Origin of the sequence: Lachnospira intestinalis (genome assembly GCF_040095895.1) — a bacterium.
GTDB classification, from domain to species: domain Bacteria; phylum Bacillota; class Clostridia; order Lachnospirales; family Lachnospiraceae; genus Lachnospira; species Lachnospira intestinalis.
Window position 1 is genome coordinate 330234 of the sequence record NZ_JBBMFS010000002.1, and the last position, 18604, is coordinate 348837.

An 18604-nucleotide genomic window follows, 5' to 3' on the forward strand; every position below is an offset into this window, starting at 1 on the left:
TATGAAAATGAATTTACCGAATAAACTGACGATTTTAAGAACGGTGATGATTCCGTTTTTTATTCTGTTTTTGTATACAGACTGGTTTCACGGTTATGATAAAATTATTGCGGCAGTGATTTTTATTGCGGCAAGTCTTACGGATATGCTGGACGGAAAGATTGCAAGAAAGTACAATCTTGTAACGAATTTCGGAAAGTTTATGGATCCGCTGGCAGATAAGCTGCTGGTGTGTTCGGCGCTCATTGCGCTGGTGGATTTGAATAAAATCGCCGCATGGGTTGTTATTATCATCATTGCAAGAGAATTTATTATCAGCGGATTCCGTCTGGTGGCATCGGATAACGGGGTCGTGATTGCTGCAAGCTACTGGGGCAAATTTAAGACAACATTCCAGATGCTTATGATTATTTATCTTGTGGTCGATTTGCAGTTTGCTTATGCAAATGTTGTCGGCATGGTGCTGGTTTATGTGGCACTGGCGCTGACGGTGATTTCACTGGTAGACTATATTGTAAAGAATTATAAGGTATTTTTAGAAGGGTCGTCAAAATAATGGAACAGTCAGAAACAGCAGAAAAGCTGGTAAAACTTTTAAAAAAGAAAAACTTGACGGTGACAACGGCGGAGTCCTGTACCGGCGGCATGATTGCATCGGCAATCGTCAGTGTTGCCGGTGCCTCTGCCTGTTTTAAAGAAGGCTATATTACTTATTCCAACGAAGCCAAAAAGAAGCTTCTGGGAGTCCGTGAGGATACCTTGAAGCAGTATACGGTTGTCAGCGCACAGGTAGCGCAGGAAATGGCGGCAGGAGCTGCGGCAGCGGCACAGAGCAGTCTGGCAGTTTCGGTTACGGGAGTTGCGGGACCCGACCCGGATGAAGGTAATCCGGTGGGGCTGGTTTATATCGGCATTGCATTTGAAGGAAGTGTATATGCGGCACGTTTTCAATTTACGGGCAGCCGTGAAGAAATCCGAAGACAGGCAGCCTGCGAGGCACTGGCACTGGCACTTGGGGTCGTTTCAGAATAAATGTACAGGAATCTGTAATATAGTTTCAAAATAAAAATAAAATAAAAACTTTACATGCTGGGATAGATTGTGATAAAATGTGATTATGCAAATATTCCAGTATTTTTTATGCAATACACGAATATTTGTTCGTTTTTTGCTTGACAGCCTGAGTGAAATAGTGTATATTAATCACAACGAACAGATGTTCAATTACGGCAGGACAGGAAATTATCAGAAGGAAGGAAGAATGCAAACAACCTGTTCCGTAGAGTTTGCGCTGTAGAAGTTCTACAGCAGGTATGAATTTATGGCAAGTGATGAGAAGTTAAAAGCGCTGGATGCAGCGATATCTAATATTGAGAAGCAGTTTGGTAAAGGTTCTATTATGAAGCTGGGCGAATCGAATGTGAATCTGAATGTAGAATCCATTCCGACAGGTTCTTTAAGCCTTGATATTGCTTTGGGACTGGGGGGCGTTCCGAGAGGCAGAGTTGTTGAGATTTACGGACCGGAATCAAGTGGTAAGACAACGGTAGCATTACATATGGTAGCCGAAGTTCAGAAGCGCGGCGGTATTGCGGGCTTTATTGATGCTGAACACGCTCTGGACCCGGTTTATGCAAAGAATATCGGTGTCGACATTGACAATTTATATATTTCACAGCCGGATAGCGGTGAGCAGGCACTTGAGATTACCGAAACGATGGTGCGTTCCGGTGCGGTAGATATTATTATCGTGGATTCCGTTGCGGCACTCGTTCCGAAAGCGGAAATTGACGGCGATATGGGAGATTCCCATGTCGGTCTTCAGGCGCGTCTGATGTCACAGGCATTAAGAAAGCTGACACCGGTTGTCAGCAAGAATAACTGCGTGGTTATCTTTATCAATCAGCTGCGTGAAAAAGTGGGTGTTATGTTCGGTAATCCGGAAACGACAACCGGCGGTCGTGCGTTAAAGTTCTACGCTTCTGTCAGAATGGATGTCAGAAGAATTGAAACTTTAAAGCAGGGTGGTGAAGTGATCGGTAACCGTACAAGAGTCAAGGTTGTAAAGAATAAGGTTGCGCCGCCGTTTAAGGAAGCAGAATTTGATATTATGTTCGGCAAGGGTATTTCCGCTGTCGGGGATATTCTCGATCTGGCAGCGAATGTCGGCATTGTACAAAAGAGCGGCGCGTGGTTTGCTTACAATGAGAATAAGATCGGACAGGGACGTGAGAACGCAAAGCAGTTCCTGACAGAACATCCGGATATGCTGGCAGAGATTGACGAAAAGGTACGTGCCCACTACGGCATCGGTGAAGAAAAAGAAGACAGTGAAGCCGTAGATAAGAAGGAAAAAGCTGCAAAGACAGCAAAGCAGTCAGAACCGGAAGTCTAAATACAGGATAGGTTATGGAACAGATTGTAACAAAGATAGAAGAGCTTTCGGGAAGGCGCAGGCTGGTCTATATCAATGGGGAACAGGCATTTGCGCTTTACAGTACGGAAGTGCGCAGGTACGGCATTGCAGAGGGAAAAGCGCTTGCGCAGGAAGACCTTGAACAGCTCCGCACAGAGCTTCTGGATAAAAGGGCTGTCAAGCGTGCAATGTATCTGCTACAGGCAAAGGATTATACAGAAAAAGAACTGACGGAAAAACTGCAAAGGGACTTTTATCCACAGGAATCTGTTGAGGGCGCGCTTGCCTATGTCAGGCATTTCGGATATCTGAGTGACGAGCGGTTTGCACAGATGTATGTTCAGTTTAAGGGCCAGAAAAAAAGCAGAAAACAGATTGAGTTGTTTTTGCAGAAAAAAGGAATTTCAAGAGAACTGATTGATCAGGCATGTGAGGAGTATTACGGACAGAACGAAGATTCCGAACTGGAGCAGATTCTTGTTCAGATGCGCAGGAAAGCGGCAGGAAAGCTGCCGCTTTCCTATGAAGAAAAGATGAAACTGATGGGCAGTTTTTACAGAAAAGGCTTTCAGTCTGACAGTATCAAAAAGGCACTTGATATTGTGGTTAGTGAGTGCGAACATGACTAGTTTTTCTTGACAAGGAATTGAAATAAGTATAATATTATTATATTGTATGTTTGTACAATGAAAACTTAATAAGGAGGTGCTCCTGTGTCGTCAGTTATTATCACGATGATTGCTACATTAGTGATTGTTGCACCTATTACATGGCTTGTGTCATCTTCCGTACAGAAGAAGATTCACAATACAACCATTGGCAATGCCAATGACAAGGCCAGAGAGATAATAGATGAAGCTTTAAAGACAGCTGAGACCAAAAAGAAAGAGTCGCTTTTAGAGATTAAGGAGGAGTCGTTAAAGACCCGTAATGAACTCGAAAAAGAAACGAAAGAAAGACGTGCTGAAATACAGCGTTATGAAAGACGTGTCCTTTCTAAAGAAGAAACTCTTGATAAGAAGATTGAAGCCGTTGAGAAGCGTGACATGAGCATTACCAAGAAAGAAGAAGAACTTGGTAAGATGAAGCAGAAGGTTGATGAACTTGAGCAGAAGAGACAGCAGGAACTAGAAAGAATCTCAGGACTTACCTCCGAACAGGCAAAAGAATATCTATTAAAGACTGTTGAAGATGAAGTGAAACATGATACTGCCGTAATGGTTAAGACATTAGAGAGCAGAGCGAAGGAGGAAGCAGATAAGAAAGCGAAGGAGTATGTTGTATCAGCAATTCAGAGATGTGCTGCTGACCATGTAGCAGAAACGACGATTTCAGTTGTCCAGCTTCCAAATGATGAAATGAAAGGCCGTATTATTGGTAGAGAGGGACGTAATATCCGTACTCTTGAAACATTAACAGGTGTAGAACTGATTATTGATGATACACCGGAGGCCGTTGTTTTATCAGGGTTTGATCCAATCAGACGAGAAGTTGCAAGAATTGCACTTGAAAAGCTGATTCTTGACGGACGTATTCATCCGGCAAGAATTGAAGAAATGGTTGAGAAAGCCCAGAAAGAAGTAGAAGTATTAATTAAAGAAGAAGGTGAAGCAGCAACCCTTGAGGTTGGCGTTCATGGCATTCATCCGGAGTTGGTAAGATTACTTGGACGGATGCGTTTTAGAACAAGCTATGGTCAGAATGCGTTAAAGCATTCAATTGAAGTTGCACAGCTTTCAGGACTGTTAGCTGGTGAGGTTGGCGTGGATATTAAGCTGGCAAAGCGCGCAGGCTTATTACATGACATCGGTAAATCAGTTGACCATGAAATGGAAGGCTCACATATTCAGATTGGTGTGGATTTATGTAAGAAGTACAAGGAATCCCCAATCGTAATTAATGCAGTAGAAGCACATCATGGTGACGTTGAGCCGGAAAGCTTAATTGCTTGTATTGTACAGGCTGCTGATACAATTTCAGCCGCAAGACCTGGTGCAAGACGAGAAACGTTAGAAACTTATACAAACAGACTTAAACAATTAGAAGATATTACCAATTCCTTCAAGGGAGTTGAAAAATCATTTGCCATTCAGGCGGGTAGAGAGATTCGTGTTATGGTTGTTCCTGAAGTCGTTAGCGACTCAGATATGGTACTTATGGCGAGAGATATTTCGAAGCAGATTGAAACGCAGATGGAATATCCTGGACAGATTAAGGTTAGTGTAATCAGAGAGTCCAGAGCCGTTGGCTACGCAAAGTAATTACGATAAAGTTCATGAAACAGACCGTTGTCTTAACAATGCAGATTGTTAGGACACGGTCTTTTTTTGTTGTTCAGGAAATTATGGATTTTTTAAGGTATGCTGCATTATAAAACGCAGTGTGTTTTACAAACAAAATTTACAAAAATTTCAAAAAAATAAACATTTTATAACAAAATATGGTATAATTTTACTAAGTTCCAGCCGGAACAAAAAAATATAAAGGGGCGAATATGTATGATGAAATCAATAGGCGCAAAAATTAGTTATGTGTTGCTGCTGGTATTTCTGGTTTGTGGTGTTGGAATTATCATTGTAAATTCCAAGATTAACGGTATGGGAACAATTACAAATGAAATCAGTCAGAAATACCTTACAAGTATTGAAGAAGTGGATGCTATTTCTAAGAATGTAGTCAGTCTTCAGTCACAGATGCTGGAATATCTGATTGACGATGACACGCAGAAATCCACAACGATGAGTAATATCACCAAAACCCAGGGGGCAGTTGTGACTTCCCTGCAGAATTTAAAGGGAAATGCAACAACTGACCGAGCGGGAGAAACGGTAAACAAGCTGGAGCAGTCGTATAATACGTACAATACCCAGTACAATGATGTTTTAAAACAGATTCAAAATGGAAGCATTACAGACAAAACAGGGGTAAACAGTAAGTTAAGCAAACTCTACGGTAGTCTGGAAATATCCATTCACTCAGTGGAGGTGCAGAATACGGTCAATACAATCCGGGCACAGAAGGCGCTGAGTAATAATATGACAATCAGCAGGATTACATTTGTAACAGTCGGTGTGCTTTTGGTAGTATCACTGATTCTTGGTATTTTAACAGCAGGATATACCATTATCCGTCCGGCAAAGATTGCAACCGGGGAGCTTAAAGGCATTATTGTGGGAATTGAAGCACAGGATGGCGATTTGACAGCAAGAGTTTCACAGAAATCATCGGATGAAGTCGGACAGCTGGTTGCAGGAGTCAATCAGTTTATCGGTGTGCTTCATGGCATTATTGCAGAAATGAAAAATGATGCGGTTGAAATGAAAAACAGTGTCAATGCGGTTTACGGACAGATTTCAACTGCGGATGGAAACATTATGGATGTATCGGCGACTATGGAACAGCTGACAGCCGGTATGGCAGAAATGGCAACGGCCGCAGAACACATCAGTGAGCAGGCAGACTTTATCAGTGATAGTATGGAAAAGATTGCACATCAGGCAGGTGATGGTTCTGCAATTGCAAAAGATATTAAGGGTAAAGCGGTTAAATTAAAAGAAGAGGGAATTGCAAGTAAAGAAAATACAAGTAAAATGGCAGATGAAATCAGAAATTCTGTCAGGGATTCTTTGGACAGAAGCAAGGGCGTTGAAAAGATTAATGATCTGACAGATAATATTTTAAGTATTTCAAGCCAAACCAATCTTTTAGCGCTAAATGCTTCGATAGAGGCGGCACGTGCCGGAGAAGCCGGAAAAGGTTTTGCAGTCGTTGCAGATGAAATCAGAGTACTTGCGGATTCCAGCAGAAGTACGGCAAATGATATTCAGGCAATCAGCAACGAGGTGACCAATTCCGTTGCAGAGCTTGCCGACAATGCCAATAAGATGATTGATTTTATCGTAGAGGTTGTTATGCCGGATTATGATAAACTGGTCAATATTGGTGAACAGTACAATCAGGACGCAGGAAATTTTGATGATATTATGCGCGGATTTACAGATAAGGCAGTAGAATTAAAACAGGCAACGGAAGAAGTGGCAAAGTTAATCCGTGGAATGTCTTCTACAATTAATGAAAACTCCGATGGTATTGCAACTGTTTCTAATAATACGGTTGGTCTGACAGAGGGTATCAGTCAGATTAAAGAAGAAATGTCACAGACTGAATCTGTGTCAGAACGGTTGGAAAATACGGTAGGACGTTTTACAAGAATATAATGGAGGCGGGAACAGTATGAGAAAGAAAGTCTTATTTATTGGAATGCTGGTGACATTGTTATTTGCATTTTCAGGCTGCGGTACAAAAAATGAAGGTGTTGTCACTCTGATTATGTCAGATGTGCAGGAAGGCGACCACCCGACGGCACAGGCGTGTGACAAATTTGCAGAGCTCGTTAAGAAAAGAACAAACGGAAAAGTTGTCATAGAAGTTTATCATGGTTCAACACTTGGTACGGAAGCGGAACAGATAGCACAGGCAACCGTGGGGGGAATTGATTTTGTCAGAGTATCATCACCGGTGGCAGCATATTATGATGATATCAAGGCGTTTCAGGCATTGTATCTGTACAGCAGCGAAGACGATATGTGGAAGGTGCTGGACGGAGAAATCGGAAATGAATTTTTAAAGGCGCAGCAGTTAAAGGACAACGGTCTGGAAGGTTTGTGCTGGGTATCCGGTGGTTCAAGAAATTTTTATAATAATGTAAGACCGATTACAAGTCCGGAGGATCTGGCAGGACTGACACTGCGTGTTAATACAGATTCGATGTTTGCGTTTTTGGAAAGCTGTGGTGCAAAGGGGATCAATGTATCTTATAATGATATTTATAACTCCATTGAAGCCGGAACGATTGACGGTGCGGAAAATAACTGGCCGTCCTATATTTCAACGGGACATTATAAAGTGGCACCATATATTACGGTTGATGAGCATACAAGAATCCCGGAAATGATTGTGGCATCAACGGAATCTATGAACAAGCTTACTTCCGAGCAGCAGCAGATTGTCAGAGAGTGCGCACAGGAAGCCGGACAGCTTCAGCGTAAATGGATGCAGGAATATGATGAAAAAGCAATTAAAGCTGCAGAGGATGCTGGCTGTACGATTACATATTTAACAAAGGAACAGTCCGCAAAATTCCAAAGCGTTGCAGAGCCAATCAATGAAAAGGTCAGCGCAAAATATATGACCATTATCAGAAAAATTAAGGCGGCGCAGTAAAATTTGCGGTAGTCTGAAAAAAAGAAAGTAAAAGCTGTGTAATCCGGTAAAACGGAAGACACAGCTTTTTTATTTTATAAGGCACATTTGAAAGTTGTATTATAAAAAGTTGTAATAAAATCTTTTTACAGAAGAAAGTAAATTAAATGGATAAGAACACTTCAGATAAAAAGGCAGATAAGAACAATACCATTAATAATATAAACTAAAATAAAGAAACAACTTAATAAAATAAGTTCAAAACAGAAAAAAGTTCAAATAAATAACAATAAGCTTGCTTTTTTGCCGGAAACATTGTATGATAATGCAAGCTACAGAAAAATAAGCAATGAACTAGGAGGATTTTATGCAGTACAGTGAAATGAGCAAAGAAGAATTATTAACCTTACAGGCTGAGTTAAACCAGCAGTATGCAGAAGCAAAAGCAAAGGGATTAAATCTTGATATGTCAAGAGGTAAGCCGTCTGCAACACAGCTGAATGTATCTTTGGGTCTGTTAGATGCAATTAACGCTTCTTCTGATTTAAAGGCAGAAAACGGAACAGACTGTAGAAATTATGGTGTATTAGACGGAATTCCGGAAGCTAAAAAGCTGATGGCAGATATGATGGGCACCACTCCTGAGCATATTATTGTTTATGGTAATGCAAGTCTGAATATTATGTACGATCAGGTATCAAGAGCTTACACACACGGTATTTTAGGAAACACACCTTGGGGCAGGCTTGACAAGGTGAAGTTCTTATGTCCGGTACCGGGATATGACAGACATTTTGCAATCACAGAACATTTTGGTATTGAAATGATTAACATTCCAATGTCAGAATCCGGTCCGGACATGGATATGGTAGAACAGTATGTAAACAACGATGAAACCGTAAAGGGTATCTGGTGTGTTCCAAAGTATTCAAATCCACAGGGCTTTACTTATTCAGACGAAACCGTAAAGCGTTTTGCAAACTTAAAGCCGGCAGCAAAGGACTTCAGAATTTTTTGGGATAACGCTTATGTGATTCATCATTTATACGATGACAAGCAGGATGAAATCTTAGACATCATTTCTGAATGTGAAAAAGCAGGAAATCCGGATATGGTATTTGAATTTGCATCCACTTCAAAGGTCAGCTTCCCAGGCTCAGGTATTGCGGCACTGGCTTCATCAGAAGCAAATCTTGCAGACATTAAGAAGTCACTGACAATCCAGACAATCGGATATGATAAGTTAAACCAGTTACGTCATGTAAGATATTTTAAGGATATCAACGGTTTAAAGGAACATATGAGAAAGCATGCAGAACAGATGCGTCCAAAGTTTGAAGCGGTACTGGAAGTGTTAAATACAGAACTTGGCGGACTGGGTATCGGTTCATGGTACGCACCAAGAGGCGGTTACTTCATTTCATTTGATGCAATGGAAGGCTGCGCGAAGGAAATCGTTGCAAAGTGTAAGGAAGCCGGTGTAAAGCTTACAAATGCCGGTGCAACATTCCCTTACGGAAAAGACCCGAAAGACAGCAATATCAGAATTGCACCGTCATTCCCAACACCGGAAGAGATGGCACAGGCAGCTGATTTATTTGTTCTTTGTGTAAAACTGGTAAGCGTAGAGAAGCTTCTTGCAAAATAATTACAGAAATTGATATAATAAAAGGGCGGTCGCACAAAGAAGGATTTGCATAAAAATGCAGATATTTGGAAATGTGCGAAAGCCCTTTTATAGTTATATCATTTACAGCACAAATATATGCGGAGATGGAGGAAGAAAAATGGCACAGTTTGGATTTATTGGAATGGGAAATATGGGATATGCGATGTTAAACGGCGTACTTGGAGAATTTGCACCGGGACAGATTATATTTACGACACCGCACAAAGAAAAATGTGAAAAAATCAGCGCACAGACCGGTGTAAAATATGCCGAGAGCAATGCAGAATGTGCAAATAACGCAAAGTATATTATTTTAGCCGTTAAGCCGCAGATGTACGATGCAGTTTTAAAGAACATTGAAAATGTGATTACACCGGAGAAGGTCATTATCTCTATTGCGCCGGGAATTACGATTGACAGTATTAAGGGGAAATTAGGCGGCAGTGTGCGTGTTGTCAGAGCCATGCCGAATACACCGGCGCTGGTAGGTGAAGGAATGACAGGCATCAGCTATAATAAAGAAGAATTTACAATCGAAGAACGCGATACGATAGAACAGTTCTTCCAGTCCTTCGGTGAAGTAGTTACCGTGCCGGAGCATTTAATGAGTGCCGTTGTATGTGCAAGCGGCAGTTCACCGGCATATGCGTATATGTTTATCGAAGCGCTGGCAGACAGCGTTGTAAAATACGGTATCCCAAGACAGGACGCTTATAAGCTGGCGGCACAGACACTTTTAGGTTCAGCCAAAATGGTATTACAGACTGGAGAACATCCGGGCAAATTAAAAGATAACGTATGCTCACCGGCAGGAACAACAATTCAGGGTGTTGCGGCACTGGAAGAATACGGATTTAGAAATGCTGTGATAAAAGCAACGGATAAGTGCTATGAGGCATGTACGAAAATAAAATAGATCAAAAATGGAGAATTGTATGGAACATATTGAAAGAGTTCAGAGAGAATTAAAATATAAAGGCACAATTTTATCCATGTATGCGGATACGATTAAAGTGCCAAACGGCAATACGGCGGTCTGGGATTTTATCGGACATCAGGGGGCAGCGGCAGTTGTGCCGGTCACAGATGACGGTAAAATTTTAATGGTAAGACAGTACCGCAATTCGGTAGACCGTTATACACTGGAAATTCCGGCGGGCGGATTAAACAGCAAGGACGAACCGACGATTGAAGCAGCTGCAAGAGAACTGGAAGAAGAAACAGGATATGCTTCAGAGCATTTAGAACCACTGATTTCAATTGTTACGGCAATTGCCTTCTGTGACGAGGTCATTGACATTTATCTGGCAACCGGTTTAAAAAAGACACAGCAGCATTTAGATGAAGATGAGTATATTGATGTCTATGCGTATACACCACAGGAACTTGCCGATATGATTTACAGCGGCAAGATTCAGGATTCTAAAACAGTTGCGGCGATTATGGCATATATCAACCGCAAGTAGCATATATTGTCCCATAAATGAAAAAGACAGGAACATTGATGGATATGGAATGTCTGTAAAATGGGGGATTGTGTGAAAACAAAAAGATTTTTGATGCAAAATTTTTTGCTGCGCCATCGGTTTGCGGTGACATTTTTTGCCGGTATCTGTATCGGAACCGGCTATGCGAATATAGCGTACCGTTATCAGGCTGCATTGCCGGAAATTTACAATCAGCATTATTTGTCGGCATATGCGGACATTACAATGAATTATTATGCACTTTGGAAGTATATTATCCGGTATCGTTTCAGGGATTTACTGCTGATAGGCATGATGGGGCTGACGGCATTCAGAAAATATTTGATTGCATTTTATATTGCGTATCTGGGAATCTGTGCCGGAATGCTGGTTTCAACATCGGTGATGTATTACGGACTGGCAGGAATCGGACTGTATCTGGCGTCGGTTGTGCCGCAGTATATTCTGTATGGAACAGCGCTGTATTTTTTGTACCAAATGTTTTATGTTCATCATCTGACCGGAAAAAATGTACTTATGATTGCGGCAATTGCTGTGATTCTGGTAGGGGCAGGAACGTATACGGAAGCGTACTGTAATCCGTTGATTTTAAAAAAGCTGTATGGGTATCTTTACTGAGAACCCATACAGCTTTTGTTTTCTTTTATAGGAAAGACTGCTTGTGAAAATTTTATGCAAATTTTTATACAAGGTCTGCAATATCGTATAACAGACGTTCAGATTCTTCCCAGCCAAGGCAGGCATCGGTAATGGATTTACCGTAAACGCCCTCGCCGACTTTCTGGTTGCCAGGCTCAATATAACTCTCAATCATGACACCTTTGACAAGCTGTTTCACATCGGCAGAGTGCTTGCAGCTGTGCAATACTTCTTTGACAATACGAATCTGTTCAAAATACATTTTAGAGGAGTTGCTGTGGTTGGCATCGACAACAACGGCAGGATTCTTCAAATCTTTGGTCTTATACATATTGGAAAGGCGCATTAAATCTTCGTAGTGATAGTTTGGAATACACTGACCATGCTTGTTGACCGCACCACGCAAAATGGTGTGAGCCAGTTCGTTGCCCGGTGTATTGACTTCCCAGCCGCGGTAAATAAAGGTCTGCTTTGCCTGTGCGGCAACAACAGAATTCAACATGACGGATAAATCACCGCTGGTCGGATTCTTCATACCGGCAGGAACATCCATTCCACTGACAGTCAGACGATGCTGCTGGTCCTCTACGGAACGTGCGCCGACTGCGACATAAGATAACACATCTGCTAAATACCAGTAATTTTCAGGGTAAAGCATTTCATCGGCAGGCATCAGCTCGGTCTGCTCCATGACGTTGATGTGCATTTTACGGATTGCAACCAGTCCGCCGAGTAAATCAGGCTTCTTTTCAGGGTCAGGCTGATGTAACATTCCCTTGTAACCGGTACCGGTTGTACGCGGTTTGTTTGTGTATACGCGCGGAATAATAATTACTTTATCTTTGATTTTTTCCTGTACCTTTTTTAAACGAAGCGTATAATCTAAAACAGCAGCTTCGTTGTCGGCGGAACATGGCCCGATAATTGCAAGAAATTTATCAGATTTTCCCGTAATAACATCGCGGATTTCGGCATCGCGCTGTGCCTTTAAACGGGCAATCCTTTCAGGCACCGGGAAATCTCTTTTAATTTCATTAGGTGCCGGAAGCTTTTTAACAAATTCAAAACTCATTGCTTTTTCCTCATTTCTATTTCTTATAGTTTGTACTTCTGATGATGTCGGGGTCAAAAGCCCCAACAATGATGCCTGCGGATTGTTCCGTGCTGCGCACTCCTACAATCCGCCCCAATATTCGCATATCGCGGGATTATTATCCCGCTTTTATGCTCATATCGGGGCGCAAGGTCTTTCACCCATTTATGAGCAAGCTCATGTGGTTTCAGACCTTTTGCCCCTGGCATCTGCCGATTAAAGAATTATATTATATTTTATAAGAAATGTAAATATAGTTTGATTTTTAAAACGTTGATTCCACGTAAAAAAGTGTTATGATATAACTAGCGTAAGCAATGAGCCGTGCCAGCTAAAAGCGGAAAAGGAAGCAGACATTTACTTTTTCTGCGCGATTAACGAACGAATATCCTGCAAAGCAGGATGAGAAGCGCGTAAGCGCGAATTCGTGAGTGTACGGAGGGGAGAAAATGTATAAAAAAATTAAAATTAAAATATAGAAGGGACGGATTTACATGGCAGAGGTAAAAAGAGTAATCTGGATTGTGTTAGACAGTGTCGGTATCGGGGAGCTTCCCGATGCGGACAAATTTGGTGATGTCGGAAGCAATACGCTTTGCAATACGGCAAAAGCAGTCGGCGGTTTAAAAATTCCGAATATGGTTCAGTTAGGTATCGGAAATATTGCGGGCATTACAGGCATTGAAAAATGTGAACAGCCAAAGGGCTGTTACGGACGGCTGGCAGAGATTTCTAACGGAAAAGATACAACGATTGGACACTGGGAAATGACAGGAATTTATTCGCCGGATCCGTTTCCGGTTTATCCGGACGGCTTTCCGCAGGAAGTGATTGAGCCGTTTATAAAAGAAACCGGAGTTTCCGGAATTCTTGGAAATATTCCGGCATCGGGAACAGAGATTATTAAACAGCTGGGTGAGGAACATATCCGCACCGGAAAACCCATCATCTATACATCGGGCGATTCTGTTTTTCAGATTGCGGCACATGAAGATGTGATTCCGGTTGAGCGGCTGTATGAGCTGTGTCATACGGCAAGACGGATTCTTACCGGAAAACACGCGGTGGCAAGAGTCATTGCAAGACCGTTTACCGGTGAAAACGGTGTGTATACAAGAACGCCGAACCGCCGTGATTTTTCGTTAAAGCCCTCGACAGACAATATTTTATGCCGCGTGCAGGACAAAGGACTGTCTGTAATCGGTGTCGGCAAGATAGAAGACATTTTTGCGGGAGTGGGTATCGGTGAAGCAACGCACACCAAAGACAATCAGGACGGCATTGACGTTACCCTGCGGTATATGAAACAGGAAAATGAAGGCATTATTTATACAAATCTTGTTGAATTTGATTCGGCATGGGGACACAGAAACGATGTTAAAGGATACGCACGCGGACTGGAAGAATTTGATGCGCGTCTGCCGGAGATTTTTGCGGCAATGCGTAAAGACGACATGCTGATTATTACGGCAGACCACGGCTGTGACCCGACAACGCCAAGCACAGACCATTCAAGAGAGTATGTGCCGCTTTTAATGTATGGGGAAGCGTTAAATAAAAATGTGGATTTAGGCACGGGAAAGACGTATGCCAATATTGCACAGACAATTGCAGACATTTTCGGTACAGAACCGACAACAATCGGAGAAAGCTATGCAAAAAAAATTTTAAAAAATGAATCGGATAACCGTAAAAACGGATAAATCGGGTTCATAAAAAGGAGCAGGTTAGTGTGAAAAATAGCGCAGATGCGTTTATTTTTCACACAGCACTTTGTGCCGCAGGCGTCACAAAGTCGCTTTTTATCGCAGAGCCAAATAAGACTTGGCTCGCGATTCCTCCGGCATTAAAATGCCTGCGGAATGGAGATTAATATGAGAATGTATGATATTATCAAAACCAAGCGGGACGGCGGTGTGCTTTCCAAGGAGCAAATTGATTACTTTGTGAAAGAATACACAAATGGAATGATTCCTGATTATCAGGTGGCGGCGCTGTTAATGGCGGTTTATTTTCAGGGCATGAATGAAGCGGAAACGCTGGCACTGACACTGGCAATGGCAGAAAGCGGCGACTGTCTTTCGCTGTCTGCCATTCACGGTGTAACGGCGGATAAGCACAGCACCGGCGGTGTGGGCGACAAGACGACCCTGGTACTCGCACCGATGGCGGCAGTGCTGGGCGTTAAAATGGCAAAAATGAGCGGCAGAGGGCTTGGACACACCGGTGGAACGATTGACAAGCTGGAGAGTTTTCCGGGGTTTAGCACGGCGCTTTCCGAAGAAAAATTTATACAGAATGTCAACACAATCGGCATGGCGATTACAGGTCAGACCGGAAATTTAGCGCCTGCCGATAAAAAGCTGTATGCGTTAAGAGATGTAACCGATACCGTGGACAGTCTGCCGTTAATCGCAAGCAGTATCATGAGTAAAAAGATTGCGGCGGGAGCAGATACGATTGTGCTTGATGTAAAAGTGGGCAGCGGCGCATTTATGAAAACGGAAGAAGCTGCCCGAAAGCTTGCAAAGGAAATGGTGCGTATCGGACACGGTGCGGGCAGAAAGACCGCCGCAGTCATTTCGGAAATGGATGAACCGTTAGGGTTTGCCGTCGGAAATGCGTTAGAGGTGATAGAAGCCATTGATACGTTAAAGGGCAACGGACCCAAAGACCTTGAAGATTTGTGTGTGGCACTCGGTTCGTATATGCTCGTATCGGCAGGAAAAGCGGATTCTTTGGAAGAAGCCGCAGATAAGCTCAGAGGGACATTAAAGGACGGCTCTGCTTATGAAAAAATGATTGAATTTGTGACGGCACAGGGCGGCAGCAGGGAAGATGTGGAAAATCCACAACGTCTGCTTCATGCCACATATACCGATACGATTACTGCGCCAAAGACGGGCTATATTGCCCATATCCAGTCCGAGGAAGTCGGACTTGCCGCAATGACGGCAGGCGGCGGCAGGGAAACAAAGGATTCCGTGATTGATTTATCGGCAGGAATTGTGTTAAACAAAAAAGTCGGTGATTTTGTAAAAGAAAATGAGCCGCTAGCCAGGCTTTATGCCAATGATAAGGTTAAGCTTGAAGCTGCAAAGAATCGGCTGGCAGGCGCATATTCATTTTCGGAAGAGCCTGTACCGGCACGCCCGCTCATTCACGGTGTCATTACGGAAAAAGACATTTAATGAAAAAATACAGGATAAAATATCTGATAATGTTTTAAGGGTATGTGACATCGGTTAAAAACAGACCGCAGGGCGGAAGTGTCGGACCGGCAAGCGGACGGCTTTTTCCTTCAATAATTGCGGGAATCTGTGCGGCGGGAATCTGCCCCAGTCCCACAGACAGCAGTGTACCCGATAAAATACGCACCATATTGTATAAAAAGCCGTTTCCACAGAAGGTAAAGCGTAAAAGCTCTATGCCGGAGGGCAGTGTGACAGTATCAACAGTGACAGAATCAATCCGGCGCACATGGGATTTACCGGGCGTTTTATCCGAGGTAAAGCTGGTAAAGTCGTGTGTGCCGCACAAGGCATCGGCGGCGGTGCGCATTTCAGGATAAGAAAGCGGCGGCAGGTCAGCATTTTTTAAACGGAACGGTGTGTCAGCAGGGCAGTATGCGTAGTTTTTGAAAAAAACGTCCGGTTTGCCTGAAAGCATTGTGTAATATGTATACGTTTTGCTGACGGCGCTTTTGCGGCTGTGAAATCCGGCGGAAACAGGGCGGATACTTGTTACCCGGATATCGGACGGCAGGGTTTTGTTAAAGTCCGTTAAAAACTGCGTATCCTGTATATTTAAAGAAGCACGGCAGAAAAAATCCGCGTACTGGCGCAGTGCGTGGACACCGGCATCGGTGCGACCGCTTCCGGTAATGCGTATGCTTTCCTTAAAATATGCAGACAGGGCATTTTCTAAAATTCCCTGAACGGTATCGGGTTCATTTGCAAGGCGCTGCCAGCCACGGTGGGCAGAACCGTCATATTGAATGGTTATCAGATAATGATTCATAACAGTAGTCCTTATTTGTCGTTATTTATAGGAATCCGGGGCTGTGAACGTGCAGGACACGGCATACAGCAGACATTCCTAAGTGTAGATTTTACTGAGATTGTAGCATAAAATGTAAACACTTACAATTTGTATTGTAATTTTGTAGGAAATATGGTAAGATATAGATAATTAAGGCAAATTGAGCCAATTTTTTTTAGAAAAGGAGAATTGTAATGGAAGTAAGACCAGGTGCAAATCCAGCAGACGTAAAGAATTACGACACAGACAGATTAAGACATGATTTCCTGATTCAGGATTTATTCGCAGTAGATGAGATTAAGACAATCTACAGCCAGATTGACAGAATTATTGTAGGTGCAGCAACACCGGCAAAGAAGACATTAGTATTAGAGGCAGGTGCTGAGCTTCGTGCAAAGTATTTCCTCGAAAGACGTGAAATGGGTATTATCAATATCGGTGGTAACGGTACAGTTACAGTTGACGGTACAGAATACAAGTTTAAGTACAAGGACGGTATGTATATCGGAATGGGTGCAAAAGAAATTTCATTTGCAAGTGATGATGCTTCAAATCCTGCAAAGTTCTATTTCAACAGTGCACCGGCACACAAGACTTATCCGACAGTATTTATCGACCCTGCAAAGGACATTCTTCCTGAAAATAAGAAGGAACTTGGATGTCTTGAAAGTGCAAATCACAGAACAATCAACAAGTACATTCTTCCGGGACAGGTTGAAAGCTGTCAGCTTGAAATGGGTATGACATGCCTTGAACCGGGCAGTGTATGGAATACAATGCCATGTCATACACATGACAGAAGAATGGAAGTTTATCTGTACTTTGAAGTACCGGATGACGCTGTTGTTTTCCATTATATGGGTGAACCGACAGAAACACGCCACATTGTTATGAGAAATGAAGAAGCAGTTATTTCACCGAGCTGGTCTATCCATTCAGCTTCTGCAACACATGCTTATACATTTATCTGGGGCATGGTTGGTGAAAATCAGGACTTCGATGACATGGATGATGTCGATATGAAGGACTTACGCTAATATCCGTATAATCTGCGGTATTGGGATTTACATAATTTACCGGAATGGTATCCGCAAGGGTTTCATTTATAAACAAACTAAGAAAAGGAGATTTTAAAATGTCAGTAAATTTTTCACTTGAAGGAAAAGTTGCTTTAGTTACAGGTGCTTCTTACGGTATCGGTTTCGCTATCGCTAGCGGTATGGCTAAGGCTGGTGCAACAATCGTTTTCAACGATATTAAGCAGGAATTAGTAGATAAGGGACTTGCAGCATATAAGGAAGCAGGTATCGATGCTCACGGATATGTTTGTGACGTTACAAGCGAAGAACAGGTTAATGCTATGGTAGCTCAGATTGCTAAGGATGTAGCTCCTATCGATATCCTTGTAAACAACGCTGGTATCATCAAGAGAATTCCAATGTGCGATATGACTGCTGAACAGTTCAGACAGGTTATCGACGTTGACTTAAATGCACCTTTCATCGTATCTAAGGCAGTTATCCCTTCAATGATCGAAAGAGGTCATGGTAAGATTATCAACATCTGCTCTATGATGTCAGAATTAGGCCGTGAAACAGTTTCAGCTTACGCTGCAGCTAAGGGTGGTTTAAAGATGCTTACAAGAAATATCTGTTCTGAATATGGTCAGTACAATATCCAGTGTAACGGTATCGGACCTGGTTATATTGAAACACCTCAGACAGCTCCGTTAAGAGAACGTCAGGCAGATGGTTCAAGACATCCATTCGATCAGTTCATCTGTGCTAAGACACCTGCTAACAGATGGTTAAAGCCGGAAGAATTAGCTGGTCCTGCTGTATTCTTAGCTTCAGAAGCTTCAGATGCAGTAAACGGACATATTCTTTACGTTGATGGTGGTATCTTAGCTTATATCGGTAAGCAGCCACAGTAAATCGAAAGGACCGGTAAAATCCGCAGTGCGCGAATCCGCAATACGGATACATACCTATAAAAGAACGCAGGAATGATTTCCTGCGTTCTTTTTAATGTTGTGGGTGGCCAGGCGGGGATAAGCG

General features: G+C 42.6%; 17 protein-coding genes. 15 read left to right on the forward strand and 2 right to left on the reverse strand.

Annotated features, from left to right (window positions below):
- Positions 1-7 precede the first annotated feature (7 nt).
- The 11 genes from pgsA to WMO37_RS03845 all read left to right on the forward strand — a co-directional run bounded on the left by pgsA (position 8) and on the right by WMO37_RS03845 (position 11392).
- Positions 8-556: a CDP-diacylglycerol--glycerol-3-phosphate 3-phosphatidyltransferase gene (pgsA, locus tag WMO37_RS03795; protein WP_349154383.1), complete on the forward strand. Its 549-nt coding sequence runs from the start codon at positions 8-10 to the stop codon at positions 554-556.
- Positions 556-1032 carry a CinA family protein gene (locus WMO37_RS03800; protein ID WP_022432220.1) on the forward strand — a complete coding sequence of 159 codons (477 nt, stop codon included), beginning with the start codon at positions 556-558 and terminating at the stop codon, positions 1030-1032. Before pgsA ends, WMO37_RS03800 begins: the two co-directional genes overlap by 1 nt.
- A gap of 289 nt (positions 1033-1321) precedes the next feature.
- On the forward strand, positions 1322-2395 hold the full coding sequence (recA, locus tag WMO37_RS03805) for a recombinase RecA (protein ID WP_349154342.1): 1074 nt from the start codon (positions 1322-1324) through the stop codon (positions 2393-2395).
- Between the two features lie 14 nt (positions 2396-2409).
- Positions 2410-3045, forward strand: coding sequence for a regulatory protein RecX (locus tag WMO37_RS03810; protein WP_349154343.1), 636 nt, complete (start codon positions 2410-2412; stop codon positions 3043-3045).
- Positions 3046-3150: 105 nt separating this feature from the next.
- Positions 3151-4677, forward strand: a complete 1527-nt coding sequence (rny, locus tag WMO37_RS03815; RefSeq protein ID WP_227089436.1) for a ribonuclease Y — start codon at positions 3151-3153, stop codon at positions 4675-4677.
- Positions 4678-4914: 237 nt separating this feature from the next.
- Entirely contained in the window at positions 4915-6633 is a 1719-nt protein-coding gene (locus WMO37_RS03820; protein WP_349154344.1) for a methyl-accepting chemotaxis protein, read from the forward strand.
- A gap of 16 nt (positions 6634-6649) precedes the next feature.
- Positions 6650-7639: a TRAP transporter substrate-binding protein gene (locus WMO37_RS03825; RefSeq protein ID WP_227089367.1), complete on the forward strand. Its 990-nt coding sequence runs from the start codon at positions 6650-6652 to the stop codon at positions 7637-7639.
- A 346-nt stretch (positions 7640-7985) separates the two neighbouring features.
- On the forward strand, positions 7986-9266 hold the full coding sequence (locus WMO37_RS03830) for an aspartate aminotransferase type Ic (RefSeq protein WP_227089368.1): 1281 nt from the start codon (positions 7986-7988) through the stop codon (positions 9264-9266).
- Positions 9267-9405: 139 nt separating this feature from the next.
- Positions 9406-10203 carry a pyrroline-5-carboxylate reductase gene (proC, locus tag WMO37_RS03835; RefSeq protein WP_349154345.1) on the forward strand — a complete coding sequence of 266 codons (798 nt, stop codon included), beginning with the start codon at positions 9406-9408 and terminating at the stop codon, positions 10201-10203.
- A 19-nt stretch (positions 10204-10222) separates the two neighbouring features.
- Positions 10223-10753, forward strand: a complete 531-nt coding sequence (locus tag WMO37_RS03840) for an NUDIX domain-containing protein (RefSeq protein WP_227089369.1) — start codon at positions 10223-10225, stop codon at positions 10751-10753.
- A gap of 72 nt (positions 10754-10825) precedes the next feature.
- Positions 10826-11392 carry a hypothetical protein gene (locus WMO37_RS03845; RefSeq protein ID WP_227089370.1) on the forward strand — a complete coding sequence of 189 codons (567 nt, stop codon included), beginning with the start codon at positions 10826-10828 and terminating at the stop codon, positions 11390-11392.
- Between the two features lie 64 nt (positions 11393-11456).
- Here WMO37_RS03845 and WMO37_RS03850 read toward each other — a convergent pair whose 3' ends face one another.
- Complete coding sequence (locus WMO37_RS03850; RefSeq protein ID WP_022432210.1) at positions 11457-12485, reverse strand: 3-deoxy-7-phosphoheptulonate synthase; 1029 nt, start codon at positions 12483-12485, stop codon at positions 11457-11459.
- A 515-nt stretch (positions 12486-13000) separates the two neighbouring features.
- Here WMO37_RS03850 and WMO37_RS03855 point away from each other — a divergent pair.
- Both WMO37_RS03855 and WMO37_RS03860 read left to right on the forward strand, forming a co-directional pair.
- Positions 13001-14209 carry a phosphopentomutase gene (locus WMO37_RS03855; protein WP_227089371.1) on the forward strand — a complete coding sequence of 403 codons (1209 nt, stop codon included), beginning with the start codon at positions 13001-13003 and terminating at the stop codon, positions 14207-14209.
- Between the two features lie 171 nt (positions 14210-14380).
- The gene (locus tag WMO37_RS03860; RefSeq protein ID WP_349154346.1) at positions 14381-15697 is read left to right on the forward strand and encodes a pyrimidine-nucleoside phosphorylase; all 1317 of its coding nucleotides are present in this window, start codon (positions 14381-14383) and stop codon (positions 15695-15697) included.
- A gap of 34 nt (positions 15698-15731) precedes the next feature.
- Here the strand turns inward: WMO37_RS03860 and truA are convergent, their stop codons facing one another.
- Entirely contained in the window at positions 15732-16526 is a 795-nt protein-coding gene (gene truA / locus WMO37_RS03865; RefSeq protein ID WP_349154347.1) for a tRNA pseudouridine(38-40) synthase TruA, read from the reverse strand.
- Positions 16527-16741: 215 nt separating this feature from the next.
- On the opposite strand from truA, the gene kduI reads away from it, so the two are divergent.
- Together kduI and WMO37_RS03875 are read left to right on the forward strand one after the other, a co-directional pair.
- Positions 16742-17584 carry a 5-dehydro-4-deoxy-D-glucuronate isomerase gene (gene kduI / locus WMO37_RS03870; RefSeq protein WP_022432206.1) on the forward strand — a complete coding sequence of 281 codons (843 nt, stop codon included), beginning with the start codon at positions 16742-16744 and terminating at the stop codon, positions 17582-17584.
- A gap of 98 nt (positions 17585-17682) precedes the next feature.
- The gene (locus WMO37_RS03875) at positions 17683-18480 is read left to right on the forward strand and encodes a gluconate 5-dehydrogenase (RefSeq protein WP_227089373.1); all 798 of its coding nucleotides are present in this window, start codon (positions 17683-17685) and stop codon (positions 18478-18480) included.
- Positions 18481-18604: the final 124 nt, after the last annotated feature.